The following is a 16,783-nucleotide window of genomic DNA, read 5'->3' on the forward strand; positions in this document are numbered from 1 at the left end:
ATCATTGATATGATAGAGGAAAAGCGGGAAGGTGGATGTAAATGAAACAACATGTTGAAATTACTGAAGCTGCAGCATTTCATGTGAAAGAAATGATGATTCATAATGGTGAAGAAGGTTCATTCCTTCGCGTTGCAGTGAACGGCGGAGGTTGCAGCGGATTGACATATGGCTTAGGATTTGAAGAAGCAGCGTCCGAGGATGATTATCTATTATCCCAGCATGGCATTCAGATCGTCGTTTCAAAAGACGATGCAGGAATCCTTGACGGGACCAAGGTCGATTATAAGGAGTCCTTGATGGGCGGCGGCTTCACAATTGAAAACCCGAATGCCATCGCATCATGCGGCTGCGGAACTTCATTTAGGACTGCCAAGAAAGTCGGTACCCCGGAAGTTTGCGAATAATATCCTTTAATTACTGCTAATGAGGACGTATTACTTATGATCCCTTTTCCAACCAGATGCTCCTTTCGGCTTCACTTGGTTGGGAAGGGTTTTATTGTTATATTCGAATTAATGATTTAAATCATTATGATGTTGAAAAGGCTTAGTAAAAAGGCTACTATTGAATAGTAGAAGTTTGTCGAATAAAGGCAAATGCCAGGACTGGGCAAATCGTCTCATATACCGATTTTAAACGGACCCGGCACATAATAAAACAAAGGTGGTTTCGATTTTCGTGAAAAGACCGACAATCTTAGTATTAGGTGCGGGTTACGGCGGTTTATCCACAGTCGTCAACTTGCAAAAATCAATTGGCACTGATGAAGCTGATATTGTGCTGATTAACAAAAATGAATATCATTACGAGTCGACTTGGCTACATGAAGCGGCTGCAGGAACATTATCGCCTGAACAAGTTCGTTATGATATCAAAGATGTCATTAACGAAGGAAAAGTGAAATTCGTTCAAGCTGAAGTTCAAGCAATCGATATCCAAGGTAAAGTCGTCACTTCTAATGTCGGTACACATACGTACGACTACCTTGTTATTGCACTAGGCTTCGAAGGTGAAACGTTCGGCATTCCTGGATTGGACAAGTATGCTTTGTCTATCGCTAACGTCAAAGCTGCACGTCAAATCCGTGAACATATTGAATATCAATTTGCCACATGGTCGCTTGAAGAAGAAAAGGACGATAGCCGTTTGACAATCATCGTCGGCGGAGCAGGTTTCACAGGAATTGAATTCCTTGGGGAACTTGGAAACCGTGTACCTGAACTTTGCAAAGAGTTCGATGTACCACAGGAAAAAGTTCGTGTCATCTGTGTAGAAGCAGCTCCAATGGTGCTTCCAGGATTCGATCCGGAATTGGTTGACTATGCGGTAAGACAATTGAAGTCTAAAGGAATTGAATTCTCAATCGGTACTCCGGTAGTAGAAGCGACTCCTGAAGGCGTTAACGTTAAAAAAGGCGAAGATGAGTTTGAATTCATCAAAGCTGGTACTGTCGTATGGGCTGCTGGAGTTCGAGGCAACCGCTTGATCGAACAAACTGGCATCGAAAACATGCGTGCACGTGTTAAAGTTGAAAAAGATCTTCGTGCTCCTGGCCATGCTGACGTATTCATCGTTGGTGACTGCGCATTGATGATCAATGAAGAAACAAACCGTCCATATCCACCAACAGCTCAAATTGCTATGCAGCAAGGTGATATGTGTGCGAACAACTTGATCGCATTGATGAAGGGCAACCCGACATCCGAATTCGTGCCGGATATTAAAGGTGCTATCGCTTCCCTTGGTGATGACGATGCAATCGGTGTCGCTTTCGGTAAGAAACTGATGGGTAAAAAAGCATCATTCATGAAGAAGATGGTTGATAACCGTTCCCTTTATATGATCGGTGGATTAGGCCTTACTATTAAAAAAGGTAAGTTCAACTTACTTAAATAAGAGCTGCAATCATAAGATACTAAACACCCGCCTATTCAGTGGCGGGTGTTTTTTTAGGGGGGGATAGTGTGGCGAATAAAAAACGCGGAAATGTATGGCTCGGTGCAGCGGGTATTGTCATGAACAGCAAAGGCGAATGGCTCGTCGTCAAAAAAACATACAGCGGGTTGAAAGGAATGTGGTCGTTGCCAGCGGGTTTCGTGGAAGGGAATGAAACAGCGGACCAGGCAGCAATCCGGGAAGTGAGAGAAGAAACAGGGCTTGATTGTAAACTGGAAGGGATGGTTGGATTCCGTACAGGTATCCTGAAAGGGGAAGTCAGTGATAATTTGGCGTTATTCTTATTGCGTCCTGAACAGGAAAACCAGCTTTTAACGCCTCAGGAGAATGAAATCTCGGAAGTCGCTTGGAAGACCCCTTATGAACTGAAGGATGATCCGAATGTATCAGCAATGATTCATGAGATTGCAGAAAGGGCTATTGAATCGGGGCTATTGCAAATGGAGCAGATGGAACCGGGAGAATGGTTTGGTTACACATCCTATAAGCTGTTTTATAAAAAATGAATAAAAGTAGTGTTCAAATTTCGACAAATCATTGAAATGGCTTTAATTTATTGAAAGCATATATCCGTTCCTGTAAAATGGTGAATGGAAAGCGGAGGTAGACAACTTGGGAACAATTTCATTGACACATGTCGTTTTATCCATAATTATTTTCATGGTCATGTTTTTCGGAATAGGCTTTTTGCTGAATATGCTACTCCGTATGACGTGGTTGATGGCAATCGTCTATCCGATCGTCGTCATTTTGATAATCGATGAAGTGGGAGTTTTTGAGTATTTTACAAACCCGGGCCATTCATTCAGACTGCTCGGTGAAAAAATCGTCTCTCTTCATGCAGCTGATATTATCATTCTTGCAAGTGGATTAGTTGGCGCAATCATTTCAGGGTTTGTCATCAAGCTGCTAAGGAAGCAAGGGTATCAGATGTTCTAATCGCTTCAGCCGAAAAACACGACTGAAGCAAATCAAGATGCGGAAGGCAACCTAAGATCGCCACGCCCTGATAGTGCCTTAATTTCTGCATAGAACGCAGAAATACGGCAAATCGAACCCTACGCTGTTCGATTCGCAATTACACCGAGGCGTAATTGATCTAACAAAGAAGAAGGTGTTCCCTGTGGGAGCACCTTCTTCTTTTTAAATCACGAAAAACGAATAAATGATGGCGGATATGAAAATGCCCGTCATTGAGCCTGCAAAGACTTCGCTAGGCTTATGGCCAAGAAGGGTTTTCAGTTCCAAGATCTTTTGTGGTCCATCTTTCTGTGGCCAGCCTTTCACCTCTGTCACGAAAGTTTGAAAGTCCACCCTCATTTGGTTGATGATCAAAGCCTGTTGCCCCGCCTGGTAACGGATTCCTGTTGCATCGAACATGACGATGACCGCGAAGATTGCAGACACCGCGAATAAAGGAGATCCAAGGCCGACTTCGTAACCGATGGCAGTCGTCAGCGCAGACACAGCAGCTGAATGGGAGCTTGGCATTCCGCCAGTGGACGTCATCAATTTCCAGTCCAATTTCTTCGTCAATAAAAAATGGATTGGAATCTTAACGAATTGAGCGAAAACAATCGCAAATAATGCCGCGAGGAGCGGAGTGTTTTGCAATATGGACATGATTCCACTCCTTTGCTAATAAAAAATCTACACATAGTATACCATATCGTCACTCAGTGAAAATCGGAAGTCCGATTTTTTTGAATGATTATTTTGGTTCGACTGTGTGTTGGTATATAATAGAGGATGTAGGAAAAGTGGGAGGTAGTCAAATGAAAACATCATTTATGGAACCTGAATTCGGTAATGTAAATTCGGAAGTGCTAGTTATAGGGGTTCCTGAGCATCCGGAAAATATCGAAGGGTGGAAAACATTCGCCGACTCATTCAGTCCGCGTCTAATGGATTGGATCAAGGCCGGTGACATTAAGACTGATTTCAAGAAAATAAGTAAGATGCCAGCACTGGAACCGCTCGGATATGAGCGCATCGTTTTCGTCGGACTCGGAGCATCAAAGAAACTGACTGAAGACCGTCTACGTCAAGTATTCGCGGCTTTAGGCAAAGAATTGAAATCATCTAAAGCGTCATCCACGGCCATTTGGACTGCTCCGTTCACAAATGAGGACCTAACTTGCGAAGATGTCGTCTTCGCCGCTGCGGAAGGGATTGGCATGGGCTCTTATCAATTTGAAGGGTATAAGACTGATTCGAATGAAAAGGACGTCGCGTTGGAAACAGTGACATTTTTAACAGCTGCGGAAAAAGATGAATTGAAGGCGGCATTTGAAGTGGGACGTACATATGCAAACGCGGTGAATGAGGCGCGTACGCTTGTCAATACACCGCCAAATATACTTACCGCAACAAAAATGGCGGACTATGCCAACGAACTAGCAGAGAAATATGATTTCGAAATTGAAATACTAGGCAAGAAAGAGATGGAAGAACTCGGCATGGGGGCAATCTTGGCGGTCAACAAAGGCTCCGTCGAAGAACCGCGGCTCATTGTGCTGAAATATGCCGGGACAGAGCAATGGGAAGACGTCATTGGTCTCGTAGGCAAGGGCGTCACGTACGATACAGGCGGCTACTCATTGAAACCTCGCGAAGGAATGGTCGGCATGAAAGGTGATATGGGCGGGGCAGCAGCAGTGCTTGGTGCGATGAGCATCATCGGCGAACTGCGTCCAGCGAAAAACGTCATCGGGGTCATCGGTGCGACGGACAATATGGTTTCAGGTGAAGCGTTCAAGCCAGATGACGTCATTACGTCTCTCAGCGGAAAGACGATTGAAGTGTTGAACACCGATGCGGAAGGAAGACTTGTTCTTGCTGATGCGGTCACGTACGCCAAGCAATCCGGCGCTAACTACCTGATTGATGTGGCAACGCTGACAGGAGGCGTCATCGTCGCGTTAGGAAATGATAAAACCGGCGCTTTGACAAATGATGAAGCATTCTTTGAAGAGTTCATGCAAGCATCATTGGAAACAGGTGAATTCGTATGGAGACTTCCGCTTACGGAAAGCGATAAGAAACGGATTCGGAAAAGCGACGTCGCTGATTTGAACAACTCTCCGGGCCGTGACGGCCATATGATCTTCGGAGGTGGGTTTGTCGGTGAATTCGCGGAAAGCACTCCATGGATCCATCTCGATATCGCAGGCACGTCAGACGCATCTGCAGCCCATGACCTTGGTCCAAAAGGGGCGACAGGTGTCATGGTCCGTACACTTGCTACGCTTGTTGAACGTATGGCGGATGCAGAGCCGACTCAATAAAAATAATTACTAACAACCTAGATGCTATGACCAGACGTTATTGATCCGGTTCATGGGCATCCGTCCCTCCTCACTTAGCCCGTCACGAATAGGATAAGTGAGAAAGGGGGATATAAATGGTTCGTTTTGATAATAGGTACCGCCGTTTTGACAGACGGCATGACGGATTTGGGTTTGGATTTGGAGTAGGGGGGCCTTTTCTAGGAGGCTTGGTTGGCAGCTTTCTTGGGAATGCTTTATTCCCGCCTTATTATCCTTATAACTATCAGTATGGATATCCATACAATTACTACCCTTATGGTTATGGGTATCCTCCGTACTACAATTATCCACCATACAGATACCCTTATTAAAAAAACACACTCGGATTCCTCATTGGAATACCGAGTGTGTTTTTAATCTTTTAGCCTTTTCATATTTTGCTCTCTCGCCTCTTTGACAGCTTCCTTCAAATCATCTCCGACAGTCAAATCAGTTGGCTTGACTCCTGACATATAAGCGGCACGACCCATCAAATGGCCACCGATCGGTGAAGTGATGAATAAGAAAACGATTCCAAGAAGCAGGGAGATGCTGAAATGGTCCTCTTTCAACCAGAAATGAAAGAACACGCCGAGCAAAATACTTAGAACACCTAGCGTAGCACTTTTCGATGCTGCGTGTGCACGCGTATAAACGTCGGGCAATCGTAAAATACCGATCATCGTCACAAAGGTGAAAATGAGACCGACGAGAATCGACGTTACTATTAAGATATTAGCAATTACGGTCACGTTCAATGATCTCTCCTTTCTCAATGAACTTGGAGAATGACACGGTACCGATGAACGACATGATTGCTATCAGTAAAATGACATCAATGAAAAAGGCGGTGTCGAATAGAATCGAAATAAGTGCGATTGCCGAAATGAGCATGACACCTATTCCGTCAAGTGCGATGAGCCGATCAGGCACAGAAGGTCCGCGGAATACACGGAACATGATGCCAATCATCGACAATACGACGAGGATCAAGGATACCCATATGAACGTCATCATGCTCGGCTCACCTCCATAATCGCTTTTTCAAATGAATTTTTTATCGAATCAATCGCCTCATCTACATCATCTACATCGATTGCGTGGATGTATAAAGTCCGTTGATCGTCGGATACATGAAGTACAATCGTTCCAGGCGTCAATGTGATCAAACTCGATAAAAGTGTAATTTCCCAATCTTGCTCCAGCTCGGTCGGCATTGCGAAAATCATCGGCTGGAGCTTTAGTTTAGGACGAATGACAAGCATCAAAACAGAAATATTTGAAAGCGTCAATTCTTTGAAGAAGAGGAGCGTCAATTTAACGGCCGCCCATAGACGCCAAATATAAAGCCTTGATGTGAAAAAGCGTCTCGTAATGATAATCAAGATCAATCCGATCAAGTATCCAATGATAAAAGTTGACGCAGTCAATGAGGAGTTCATGAACATCCAAATGACAGCGATAAAAAAGTTCAATAGTATTTGAAAGGCCATCGACATCTACTCCTTACTTTAACACCGCATCAATATAGATGGATGGTTGTAGTAATACGTCCGTGGCGTCTGTCACGTATGGTATGAGCCATTCTGTGCCGACCCCGTAAAGGACCGATAGGACGACTAGCACGATTGTCGGAAGCATCATACGCGCGTAAGGCTTCCTTTTCGTTTTAGGCAGTTCCATTGGCTCTCCCCAGAACGCATAGATGAAAATCCGGATTACGGAGAGCAGCACGATCAAGCTGGACGCGAGGATAATGATGCTTCCCCAAACATTGCCCGCTTCAAATGCACCTTGTGCAATTAGCAATTTGCCGATGAAACCACTTAACGGCGGAATGCCTGCCAACCCGAAGGCGGCAATCAAGTAGAACCATCCAAGCGGGGCATGGGTTTTCATCAATCCACCCATTTTCCGCAAATTCGACGTACCGGTGACATAAATGATGATGCCGATTAAAAGGAATAATGCCCCTTTTATAAGCATGTCGTGCACCAAGTAGAAAATGGCGCCTGAAATACCGGCTTCATTCATTTGAGCGGCTCCGAATAGGATGACTCCAACCGCAATGACGATGTTATAAATGATGATCTGCTTCAAATCGAAGTACGCCAATGCTCCAACGCAGCCGACGATAACCGTCAGGACAGATACAACCATTAAGATTTCATGGGTGACTCCGACATTGTGGGTGAAAAACAATGTATAGGTCCTCATAATTGCGTACACACCGACTTTTGTCAGCAACGCCCCAAATAGGGCGAGCACTGGGACAGGCGGTGCTGCGTATGATCCAGGCAACCAGAAGTAGAGGGGGAATATCGCTCCTTTTACCCCAAATACGATCAGCATGAGAACTGCAATCACCGTAATGATTCCAGGTTGGCCGATTTCTGTAATTTTCACCGAAATATCAGCCATGTTCAACGTACCGACGACTGAATAAAGATAAGCAACTGTAATAACGAATAGCGCTGAAGAAACGACATTGACAAGTATGTACTTGATCGATTCACGCAACTGTTTTTTTTCGCCACCAAGGACAATCAATAAGTAAGATGCAATCAGCAACACTTCAAAAAAGACAAACATATTGAATATATCGCCTGTCGTGAAAGCACCGTTCACACCGGTCACCATGAACAGGATGGCAGGATAGTAGAAGAACCTTTCCCGCTCTTCGCCGATTGCGGTGAAGCTGTAGACAACGACGAACAATGTTATCAATAGAGTTGTCGTCACTAGCAATGCGGAGAACATGTCCGAAACCATCGATATTCCGAACGGGGCAGGCCAACTGCCGAGCGTGACAGCTAGAACCCCTTCCGACTTAACGGTTACTAGCAAGTAGAACGAAGCGATCAGGCTGATGATGACACCGACCAATGACAGCGCTCGTTGGATTCGGACATTCTCTTTAAAGAACAGCAACAGAATCGCAAAAAGGAAAGGGAGGATGATCGGTAATAAAGGTAAGTTAATCATGTTCATCATTTCCTTTCAGTTGATTCATGTCATCGGTTTTATGAACAGCATAAGCACGGTAAGCCATGACGAGCATGAAGGCTGTCACACCGAAGCTGATGACAATTGCTGTTAAAATGAGCGCTTGCGGCAGTGGATCTGCAAAGTCCGTAACGCCTTCCGAAATGACCGGCGGCGCAAGTCCTCCAAGCCCTCCCATCGTCAGGATGAGCAAATGGGCGCCATGACTTAACAAACCGGTGCCGATGATAATTTTCAATAGACTTCTCGATAGGATCAAGTAAACTGCGGCGGTGAACAACACACCGATTAAAATAGCCATTACCAATTCCATTACGAATCCCCTCCAATTGACTGGATGATTGTAATAGCCGACCCGACGACGACGAGGAATACACCCGCGTCAAACACCATCGCCGTATGAAGGGAAGTCACCCCGAATAATGGCAAGGAAAAGTCATCGAAAGCATGTGTGAAGAACGGGACATTAAAGAAGATTGAACCAGCTGCTGTCCCGAGCGCCAATAGCAAACCGATCGCAGTCATGATCGTGAAATTGAATGGCAATGCTTTCTGTACGGTATTCAAATCAAAGGCTAACAATAGGAGGACGATTGCCCCTGTTGTCAGTAAGCCGCCGACGAAACCTCCACCCGGTGTATAATGCCCTGCAAAGAAAATATGGATGGAAAAAAGGAAAATGATGAAAAATATAACTTTTGTCGTCGTCTGTAAAATGACGTCATTTGTTTTCATCTGTACTCTCCTTTCTCGCCAAACGAAGTTTAATCATTCCTAGAACGCCGATTCCTGCAATCGCAAGGACGGCAATTTCGAACAATGTATCAAAACCACGGTAGTCCACAAGGATGACGTTAACAATATTGCCTCCGCCGGCCTCCGTTTCGACAGTGTCTTTGTAATATTGGGAAATGGAAGCGACAAGTTTCTGTGAATGGGAAGACAATGCAACCAGCGTCACAGTCACGCCGACTCCGAGAGCAATAATGCCGTTAACCAGCTTATTGCTTTTCGTTTCTCCATGATCGGATAGCTTTGGCAAACGTTGGAATGCCAATAGGAACAGAGCAACCGATACTGTTTCAATGACCAATTGTGTAAGTGCTAAATCTGGTGCTTTGAAAATGACGAAGAACAGTGCGACCGAGTAGCCTACTGCGCCGAGTGAAATAATCGCCCCGAGCCTCGTTTTGGAGAGCAAAACGAAAGCGACTGCTAGTAGAAGAATGACGGCATTAATTAAACCGTACACACTTATTTTTGAAAAGCTGGACATGTCCACGACAAATGCATCTTGAAGGAAGAGCATCGCTACCGTCGTAACCGACAAGAATGCGAAGATGAATAACAGATACGTACGGATGAGCCCAGTCATGTACATGCGGGATAGCCTGTTCATTCCTTTTTCACTGAAAGTCATCGTTGCGTCATATAATCCATTCAAGGACAGTGACTCAGGTTGAATACCGTAGAATTTCTGCCATTTCGACAGCGACAAGTAAAGAAGACCACCGATAAGAATGATTCCGACCGTCATCCACAGTTCTACAGATGCGAAGCCATGCCAAGCTGAAACATGAACTTCTACTTCCGAAGGGTGGGAATATTGATAAGGCTGGATTGCCATGACAGCAGGCTTAACGAGCCACTTCCCGACAACATTCGGAATGAAGAAGATCCCGACGACAAGCATTGCTAGAATCACCGGGGATATGAGCATCCCAACAGGTGCTTCATGAGGTTCGAGCGGTAACGTTTCAACTTTCCGTTTTCCGGTGAATGTCTTGAACACAAAGTAAACGCTGTAAATGAACGTGAATACACTTGCTATCCACGCAACGACAGGGAAGACGATTCCCCATGTGGCGAAATTGAATAGTTCAAAATGACGGATTGCAAGCATCGATTGTAAGAACATCTCTTTACTAAGGAATCCATTGAAAGGCGGCAAGCCCGCCATAGACATAGAACCGATGAATGCAACAGTGAAACTGACAGGCATGATGCTCATCAGGCCACCAAGCTTACGGATATCTCGCGTCCCCGTTTCATGGTCGACAATTCCCGCAATCATGAACAAGCTGCCTTTGAATGTTGCATGGTTGATCAGATGGAAAATCGCAGCGAACATTGCAAAGGAGAATAACGCTTCATCCACGTGGAATGTAATAGCACCGGCTCCTAGAAGAGACATGATCAAACCGAGCTGACTTACCGTTGAAAATGCGAGAATTGCCTTTAGATCCGTTTGTTTCACCGCAAAGAGTGAACCCCAGAACAACGTCAGCAATCCAATACCTGTTACAAGCCAGATCCACACTTCCGACACTGCGAAAATCGGAGTGAATCGGGCAACAAGATATAATCCCGCCTTGACCATTGTTGCTGAGTGCAAGTATGCACTAACAGGTGTAGGCGCTTCCATTGCATCTGGCAACCAAATGTAAAAAGGAAATTGTGCGGATTTCGTGAAAGCTCCTAGCAAAATAAGAACAAGAGCCAAAGTGAAGTATTCATGCCCCACAAATGAGGAGGATCCGGCAATCAATTCCCGAATGGAGAACGTGCCTCCCATAATTCCTAGAAGGACGAACCCTCCAAGCATCATCAGCCCGCCGAATACAGTTACCATCATCGATTTCAATGCACCGAATCTGGAACCGTCACGGGTGAACCAATATCCAATCAATAAAAATGATGAAATGGATGTCAGCTCCCAAAACAGATAGAGCGAAATAACATTATCCGATTGGACGACCCCGAGCATTGCGCTCATAAAAAGAAGAAGATAGACGTAGAAGTTGCCTAGCTTCTCCTTGTTCTTATCCAAGTAAAAGATTGAATACAATACAACGAGTGCTCCGATCCCTGTAATCAGCAGGGAGAATAAAATACTCAACCCATCCAAATAGGATACGAATGAGATGCCGAGCGTTGGAATCCATTGTAGTTCAGATAAGGCATGTCCACCGTCCATCGTCGTTTTGATGAACGTTGTATAATAAATGAATAAAACAACGGGGACGAGTAATACGAACCAACCAGTATGTATACCTTTTATCTTTCTAAATAGGAATGGTATGAACAAGGCCGCCACGATCGGCAGGAAAATCAGTAATACGAATTCCAAAGTAATCCTCCTTCCAATGAGTAAATCATTATTATTTACATTGTTTTAAAGTATAACGTAAATTGCAAGGGCTTGCATAGGGAACAATTAGACAATCGTTGCGAAATTGGTTTCTCTTCCTATATTATAGGGAAAGATAAAATATTTACGTTCGGGGTGTCAAATTGAGAAATCCTTATCTTTATGGCTATTTGCCGTTTTTGACCATTATTCTTTTCAGTTTAACGTTCGGTGTCTATATGGTGAGTGCATCGATTGTTTTCTTCGGCCAGATCGGTCTTTATGCAGGCATGCGGGAATTTCTGACGGATACACAGCTGCGCCTTTTTCTTCTTGTCATTTATTCGCTTGCTTTTTTTATGATGTTTTCGGCGTTGAAGCTAATTGCGGAAACAATTCATGAAACAGCGATGTTGTTCTTTTCGATTGATGCGGTAGGGGAGTCGTATAGTGAAGCGAAAAGCGGTAATCTCATCTATTTTATTGGTGCGCTTGCTTCGGTAGGCGGGATACAGTCGGTGAAGATTCTGCTGGCGGTTTTCCTGTTGACGACATTTGTCTACTTTATCTTTACTATGTTCAAGTTGAGCAAGTTCATGACGATGCCGAGCATGGTAGGTTTGTTGGTTTTTGAAATTCTTGTTTGGGGCATCTTTTTAACTGGTATCATTTACATAGTGTTGAAGCTTTATAACGGGGTTCTTGCGAGTCTTCCGGTGGTATAAACTATAAATGTTGATTTCAGCTACAGGCGGACGCTTTCCGCGGGCGTCGCTTCAGCCTCCTCACTACGCTTTCGCTTCGTTGCGGGGTCTTCAGCTGACGCTTATCCCGCAGGAAAAGCCGTAACGAAGAACGGCTTTTGCGAACAAAAGCGAAGCGTTGAGAGCATATCTTTGCACTTCGCCGCCTTTCGCTTCAATCAACGGTAACAACATTGTATACAAACATCATCATTTTGGAATATATAATAATTCATTAAAAGCGCGCAGGTGTATTTTCTGGTTGCTTTGACGTTGGATGGAGGCGGGTTTGTCGTATCCGATCCATACGGCTGTTGTGTACTGATCGTTCATTCCAGCAACCCACAAGTCTTTGTAGTGGTCTGTCGTTCCTGTTTTAGCGCCTGTATACGTTGTCGTATAGCGGATTCCTTTTCCGGTCCCGTTCAATACGACGTCTTCCATTAAAGTGCGAACTGTCCCAACGGTCGAGGGGGACCAGGCTCTCACCGGTTCGTCTTTCCAGTCGTATAGCACATTCCCTTCCCGGTCCTTCACAGCTCTGATTGCGTGGGGAGTTGAATACATGCCATCAACGAAACTGGAATATGCGGAAGCGAGTTCGAGAGGTGTCACTCCTCTATGGAATCCGCCAAGAGCGGCGGGGTAGGTGTAATCCTCTTCGGTTACATTTTTGAAGCCGAAGATTGTTAAATGACTAAAAGCTTCTTTAATCCCAACTTTACGGAACAGACGCACTGCCGCTGTGTTATGACTACGTCGGAATGCTTCCTTCACGGTCGTCATCCCGTACGTATAGCCGCCAATATTCGTGGGGCAGTATGAACCGATGCAAATATTGCTGCTGTCGATTGGTGTACTCTCCTTGTAAGGTCCGCTTTCAAGATAAGGGGCGTAGACAAGCAATGGCTTTATAGCAGAGCCGGGCTGTCTGACAGCCTGGTAGGACCTGTTGAAGTCCCCTTTGCGAAAACCTTTTCCCCCGTATATACTCACAATTTCTTTCGTTGTATTATCAATCACTGCTGCACCCGCTTGTAGATCCTTCATTTTTAAGAGGGAAGACAGGGAGGTTTCATCATGTTTTTGCTTTACGGGATCCAGGGCCGTTTCAATTTGGATTCCGTCGGCGATTACATCCGCAGTCCGTTTTTTCAAAGCTACGATTTTCGATTGCCTTTCACTTTGTGTCGTTGAAGCTGCGATTGATGCCGTGAACCCTTCAGAATGACCGATTAATTCTTCCAGCTCGGCTAATACGTATGAGCTATACATGTTGAATTTATTTGCCTTGGCTTTCACATTCAACACGATCTCTTCCTGCTTCCACGTTTCGGCTTCCTGCTCCGTAATGACGCCGTTCGTTGATAGAACGGATAAGAGAAGCTCTTGCCGCTTTTTTGTTAGGTCGAAATGACGCAGTGGATTGTATTTGGAAGGATTGTTCGGGATTGCAGCAATGAATGCCATCTCCGCAGGACTTAGCTGATCAAGCGGACGATTGAAATAATAAGTGGCGGCTGCTCCGATTCCATATACTTGATTGCCGAAAAACATTTCGTTCAAATACATACCGAGGATGTCATCTTTTGACGACTGTTTCTCAAGTTCAGCCGCGTAAAGCAACTCTTTGAATTTACGTTCATATGTCTTTTCTGTCGTCAGGAACCGCATTCTGACAACTTGCTGCGTAATTGTCGAGGCTCCCTGGCTCATGTCTTCACTTCTCGCATTGATGGCGAATGCCCGAACGATAGCTGCGACATCATACCCTTTATGTTCAAAAAATCCTTGGTCCTCACTAATTAGGAATAGTTGCTGAATAAAATCGGGAATGGAATCCAACGGGAGTGGCTGTCTCCATTCCACATACTCCTCGGCAAAAATCTTGCCGTTCCGATCTGTCATTGATATTGGAATACTGATGGCTGGTTCGGTAAGTTCAATCGTTTCGCCAATTGTATTTTTCAAGACCTGCGCTTCCGACCATTCTCTGGCAACGCCTTGCTGAATGAAATAGAGCAGGGGAATCATCATTAGTATTAATAAATAGCTCGTGAGTCTTTTCACAATAGCCCCCCTTCCTATTAAAAAATAATAGCACATTTCCGATTTGGAAATGTGCTAAATTCACATATTCGTTTGTCTGTTCTCCTCCGCTAGGAAGTCTTCAAAGTCCTGTACGGGCTTTCTTTTTGCATAATAGAGGAAACCAAATCCTATTAGGAAAAGGACTCCCGTCAAAATGAACACGGACGAAATGCCGATGAACCCACTGACAATCCCGCCGAACATCGGTCCAATAATATTGCCGAGGAAACGGAAGCTCGTATTATAACCCATCACTTCCCCTTGGATATTCACCGGAGCTTCCCTCCTGACGAGGGCAGTCGTGATAGGGATCATCCCGCCGATGGCAATCCCGAACAGAAGTCGGCAAATCATCAACTGCCAGATGGACGTGACAAATGCCTGCGGAATGATGAAGATAAAGGATAGAAGAAGCAGAGCACCGAGCACTTTCTCATATCCGATGTCATCCCCCATTTTCCCCCATTTCCGGGCGAAAAGAAGATTGCCGACCCCTGCGGCACTAAACGTCAGACCCGCCAGAAATGCTACATTTTGTGAATCCGTTAGACTGGCCACGTAAAGCGATAGAAGCGGCTGGATGCTGAAGTTCCCGATTTGGATCAACGCGGTTACGATCATGACATTCAGCATTAATCGGTGATGAAGTAAACCGCCAAGTATCGTCTTCCTTGAGTAGTTTATCGCCTTTTCATTTTTCACTTTCTTTTGTTCCTTAATGCCAAACAAAACAATCAGTGCCGCCACAACGACTGAAAGCGAAGTGATGATGAATGTATATTGGAATCCGAATGCATCTGCCATTAATCCGCCTAACACGGGTCCAAAAAGAGTCCCCGTCACACTTCCCATTTGCAACGTCCCTAGCTTTTTACCGGCTTCTTCCCTTGCCGTCTGGGATGAAACAAACGCGAGTGATGTCGGTATGAAGCCGGTGACGACCCCGTTGAATAACCGCAGGATGAAGAATGTTTCGACAGAATTGACGAATCCCATCATAAAGACAGATATTGCAATTCCGAAGCCATTAATAATCAATATCGGTTTAAATCCGTATTTATCGGCAATCCGTCCCCAAATCGGTGACATGATTAATGCTGTTATGAACGTCGCCCCGAAAATCAATCCCGCCCATTTTTGGACGTACGCATCTGAATGATTTCCGAATGTTTCTATGTATAAAGATAGGAAAGGCATGATCATCGTCATCGTACCGGCAACGAGGAAGTTTGCGACCCAGATGATGATGAAATTCCGTTTTTGTACATTCATGTTAGTGACCCGCTTTCATTTGATACGCCGACTTTCTCATGCACCTCGGCGACGCATTGATTGGCAAACGTTATCAGAGTAGGGATTCCCTTTGCTTGATGCCAGTAAACGTATGTATGTTTCATTCATTATAGGACATTTCGGAGTCCGAAGGAAATTTCGTGCTTATCAATCGAAAAAAATATAGGGTTATGGTAAACTGTTTCAGGGTGAATGATTATGAAAAAGATGTCGCTAGCTTTGCTGTCGATCTTTCTAGTATTGCTGCTTGCCGCTTGTGGTCAAGGTGATCAAAAAGAGCAAGAAAAAGCAACAAATGGATCGGCGACTACGCAAAATGAAGACGAAGTACAAGACCAACTATCTGATGACAAGTCATCAGATGAAGCGACCAATGAGGAGGCCACTACAATGTATCCACAATTATCGAATGAAGTTGCAGCGAACGAAGCTCTTGTCGTCATGAATACGACAATGGGTCCGATTAAAATTAAACTATTTCCAGAACAAGCGCCAAAAACAGTCGAGAACTTCTTGACACATGCAGAGAACGGTTACTATGACGGAATCATCTTCCACCGTGTCATTAAAGATTTCATGATACAAGGCGGCGACCCGACAGGTACAGGTATGGGTGGGGATAGCATCTACGGTGATTCATTCGAGGATGAATTCACGATGGATCTATTCAATTTAAGAGGGGCATTGTCGATGGCGAATGCTGGTCCGAACACGAACGGCAGCCAATTCTTCATCGTACAAGCTTCAACTCCACCGGGAACAGCAGCACAACTTACTGAACGTGGCTGGCCTGAAGAAATCGCCAAAGCGTATGAAGAGAATGGCGGAACTCCTCACCTTGATCAGAAGCATACCGTTTTCGGTCAAGTGATCGAAGGAATGGACATTGTGGATAAAATTGCAGCTGCTAAGACAGGAAGAGCAGACAAGCCGGTTGAAGAAATTTCAATCGAGTCGATTGAAATCATCCAGAAATAAGACAGGTTAGGAAGTGTACGTAAATGAACGTTTTGCTAATGCCGTTCCTTTACTTTCCAGAAGATAAATCAGAATATATTCCAGCAGCGATTTCCTTTTTCTTTTTCATGATTCTTCTTGTGATCACGTTTATGTGGATCAGGCGGAACTCGAAAAAACAGGAAGAGGAAACACGTGAACTGGAAGAACGAATCTTGCGCGAACGCCGCGAAGCGAGAGAAAAGCAAGAACTTCAATAAAAAATGCATGATCCGATTTTATGGATCATGCATTTT

At 44.7% G+C, this 16,783-nt stretch carries 18 protein-coding genes; 8 read left to right on the forward strand and 10 right to left on the reverse strand.

The features are described 5' to 3' along the window. The first annotated feature begins 41 nt into the window (after positions 1 to 41). The 4 genes from OC538_RS16925 (at position 42) to OC538_RS16940 (ending at position 2,898) form a co-directional block, all read left to right on the forward strand. Positions 42 to 407 (forward strand): HesB/IscA family protein, encoded by a 366-nt coding sequence (locus tag OC538_RS16925; RefSeq protein WP_251696707.1) that lies wholly within the window; start codon positions 42 to 44, stop codon positions 405 to 407. A gap of 274 nt (positions 408 to 681) precedes the next feature. Further along, positions 682 to 1,899, forward strand: a complete 1,218-nt coding sequence (locus OC538_RS16930; RefSeq protein WP_251696706.1) for an NAD(P)/FAD-dependent oxidoreductase — start codon at positions 682 to 684, stop codon at positions 1,897 to 1,899. 68 nt (positions 1,900 to 1,967) lie between these two features. Continuing rightward, on the forward strand, positions 1,968 to 2,465 hold the full coding sequence (locus tag OC538_RS16935; RefSeq protein WP_262177531.1) for an NUDIX domain-containing protein: 498 nt from the start codon (positions 1,968 to 1,970) through the stop codon (positions 2,463 to 2,465). Positions 2,466 to 2,571: 106 nt separating this feature from the next. Continuing rightward, a complete protein-coding gene (locus OC538_RS16940) occupies positions 2,572 to 2,898 on the forward strand; it encodes a YuiB family protein (protein ID WP_262177534.1) in 327 nt (108 codons plus the stop codon). 204 nt (positions 2,899 to 3,102) lie between these two features. Here OC538_RS16940 and OC538_RS16945 read toward each other — a convergent pair whose 3' ends face one another. Beyond that, a complete protein-coding gene (locus OC538_RS16945) occupies positions 3,103 to 3,582 on the reverse strand; it encodes a divergent PAP2 family protein (protein ID WP_262177536.1) in 480 nt (159 codons plus the stop codon). Positions 3,583 to 3,734: 152 nt separating this feature from the next. On the opposite strand from OC538_RS16945, the gene OC538_RS16950 reads away from it, so the two are divergent. Beyond that, the gene (locus tag OC538_RS16950) at positions 3,735 to 5,246 is read left to right on the forward strand and encodes a leucyl aminopeptidase (protein WP_262177538.1); all 1,512 of its coding nucleotides are present in this window, start codon (positions 3,735 to 3,737) and stop codon (positions 5,244 to 5,246) included. A gap of 395 nt (positions 5,247 to 5,641) precedes the next feature. Here OC538_RS16950 and mnhG read toward each other — a convergent pair whose 3' ends face one another. From mnhG to OC538_RS16985, 7 genes are read right to left on the reverse strand one after another with little or no spacing between them, the layout of a single operon-like run. Then, positions 5,642 to 6,019, reverse strand: coding sequence for a monovalent cation/H(+) antiporter subunit G (mnhG, locus tag OC538_RS16955; protein WP_262177856.1), 378 nt, complete (start codon positions 6,017 to 6,019; stop codon positions 5,642 to 5,644). Further along, on the reverse strand, positions 6,003 to 6,284 hold the full coding sequence (locus OC538_RS16960) for a Na(+)/H(+) antiporter subunit F1 (protein WP_262177540.1): 282 nt from the start codon (positions 6,282 to 6,284) through the stop codon (positions 6,003 to 6,005). The genes mnhG and OC538_RS16960 overlap by 17 nt, the downstream gene beginning before the upstream one ends. Then, a complete protein-coding gene (locus OC538_RS16965; protein WP_251696696.1) occupies positions 6,281 to 6,760 on the reverse strand; it encodes a Na+/H+ antiporter subunit E in 480 nt (159 codons plus the stop codon). Before OC538_RS16965 ends, OC538_RS16960 begins: the two co-directional genes overlap by 4 nt. 13 nt (positions 6,761 to 6,773) lie before the next feature. Then, complete coding sequence (locus OC538_RS16970) at positions 6,774 to 8,252, reverse strand: Na+/H+ antiporter subunit D (RefSeq protein ID WP_251696695.1); 1,479 nt, start codon at positions 8,250 to 8,252, stop codon at positions 6,774 to 6,776. Continuing rightward, positions 8,245 to 8,586, reverse strand: a complete 342-nt coding sequence (locus tag OC538_RS16975; RefSeq protein ID WP_060210564.1) for a Na(+)/H(+) antiporter subunit C — start codon at positions 8,584 to 8,586, stop codon at positions 8,245 to 8,247. Before OC538_RS16975 ends, OC538_RS16970 begins: the two co-directional genes overlap by 8 nt. Then, positions 8,586 to 9,008, reverse strand: a complete 423-nt coding sequence (locus tag OC538_RS16980; RefSeq protein WP_251696693.1) for a Na(+)/H(+) antiporter subunit B — start codon at positions 9,006 to 9,008, stop codon at positions 8,586 to 8,588. Before OC538_RS16980 ends, OC538_RS16975 begins: the two co-directional genes overlap by 1 nt. Next, a complete protein-coding gene (locus OC538_RS16985; protein ID WP_316044320.1) occupies positions 8,995 to 11,403 on the reverse strand; it encodes a Na+/H+ antiporter subunit A in 2,409 nt (802 codons plus the stop codon). The genes OC538_RS16980 and OC538_RS16985 overlap by 14 nt, the downstream gene beginning before the upstream one ends. Before the next feature lie 164 nt (positions 11,404 to 11,567). On the opposite strand from OC538_RS16985, the gene OC538_RS16990 reads away from it, so the two are divergent. Beyond that, positions 11,568 to 12,128 carry a DUF5366 family protein gene (locus OC538_RS16990; protein ID WP_251696691.1) on the forward strand — a complete coding sequence of 187 codons (561 nt, stop codon included), beginning with the start codon at positions 11,568 to 11,570 and terminating at the stop codon, positions 12,126 to 12,128. A 228-nt stretch (positions 12,129 to 12,356) separates the two neighbouring features. Here OC538_RS16990 and OC538_RS16995 read toward each other — a convergent pair whose 3' ends face one another. Together OC538_RS16995 and OC538_RS17000 are read right to left on the reverse strand one after the other, a co-directional pair. Continuing rightward, entirely contained in the window at positions 12,357 to 14,216 is a 1,860-nt protein-coding gene (locus tag OC538_RS16995; protein ID WP_262177545.1) for a transglycosylase domain-containing protein, read from the reverse strand. A gap of 60 nt (positions 14,217 to 14,276) precedes the next feature. Continuing rightward, positions 14,277 to 15,509 (reverse strand): MFS transporter, encoded by a 1,233-nt coding sequence (locus OC538_RS17000; RefSeq protein ID WP_251696687.1) that lies wholly within the window; start codon positions 15,507 to 15,509, stop codon positions 14,277 to 14,279. A gap of 219 nt (positions 15,510 to 15,728) precedes the next feature. On the opposite strand from OC538_RS17000, the gene OC538_RS17005 reads away from it, so the two are divergent. Both OC538_RS17005 and OC538_RS17010 read left to right on the forward strand, forming a co-directional pair. Then, entirely contained in the window at positions 15,729 to 16,508 is a 780-nt protein-coding gene (locus OC538_RS17005) for a peptidylprolyl isomerase (RefSeq protein ID WP_262177548.1), read from the forward strand. A gap of 23 nt (positions 16,509 to 16,531) precedes the next feature. Then, on the forward strand, positions 16,532 to 16,747 hold the full coding sequence (locus tag OC538_RS17010; protein ID WP_262177551.1) for a hypothetical protein: 216 nt from the start codon (positions 16,532 to 16,534) through the stop codon (positions 16,745 to 16,747). Positions 16,748 to 16,783: the final 36 nt, after the last annotated feature.

Origin of the sequence: Saccharococcus sp. Marseille-Q5394, assembly GCF_946901335.1 — a bacterium.
Lineage (GTDB): Bacteria > Bacillota > Bacilli > Bacillales_A > Planococcaceae > Sporosarcina > Sporosarcina luteola_C.

What these genes read in the sequence shown, in the direction of transcription:
- OC538_RS16925 (WP_251696707.1), top strand. Translation starts at nt 42, where the DNA reads ATGAAACAACATGTTGAAATTACTGAAGCTGCAGCATTTCATGTGAAA.
- OC538_RS16945 (WP_262177536.1), bottom strand. Translation starts at nt 3,582, where the DNA reads ATGTCCATATTGCAAAACACTCCGCTCCTCGCGGCATTATTTGCGATT.
- OC538_RS16950 (WP_262177538.1), top strand. Translation starts at nt 3,735, where the DNA reads ATGAAAACATCATTTATGGAACCTGAATTCGGTAATGTAAATTCGGAA.
- OC538_RS16960 (WP_262177540.1), bottom strand. Translation starts at nt 6,284, where the DNA reads ATGATGACGTTCATATGGGTATCCTTGATCCTCGTCGTATTGTCGATG.
- OC538_RS16965 (WP_251696696.1), bottom strand. Translation starts at nt 6,760, where the DNA reads ATGGCCTTTCAAATACTATTGAACTTTTTTATCGCTGTCATTTGGATG.
- OC538_RS16970 (WP_251696695.1), bottom strand. Translation starts at nt 8,252, where the DNA reads ATGATTAACTTACCTTTATTACCGATCATCCTCCCTTTCCTTTTTGCG.
- OC538_RS16975 (WP_060210564.1), bottom strand. Translation starts at nt 8,586, where the DNA reads ATGGAATTGGTAATGGCTATTTTAATCGGTGTGTTGTTCACCGCCGCA.
- OC538_RS16980 (WP_251696693.1), bottom strand. Translation starts at nt 9,008, where the DNA reads ATGAAAACAAATGACGTCATTTTACAGACGACGACAAAAGTTATATTT.
- OC538_RS17000 (WP_251696687.1), bottom strand. Translation starts at nt 15,509, where the DNA reads ATGAATGTACAAAAACGGAATTTCATCATCATCTGGGTCGCAAACTTC.
- OC538_RS17005 (WP_262177548.1), top strand. Translation starts at nt 15,729, where the DNA reads ATGAAAAAGATGTCGCTAGCTTTGCTGTCGATCTTTCTAGTATTGCTG.
- OC538_RS17010 (WP_262177551.1), top strand. Translation starts at nt 16,532, where the DNA reads ATGAACGTTTTGCTAATGCCGTTCCTTTACTTTCCAGAAGATAAATCA.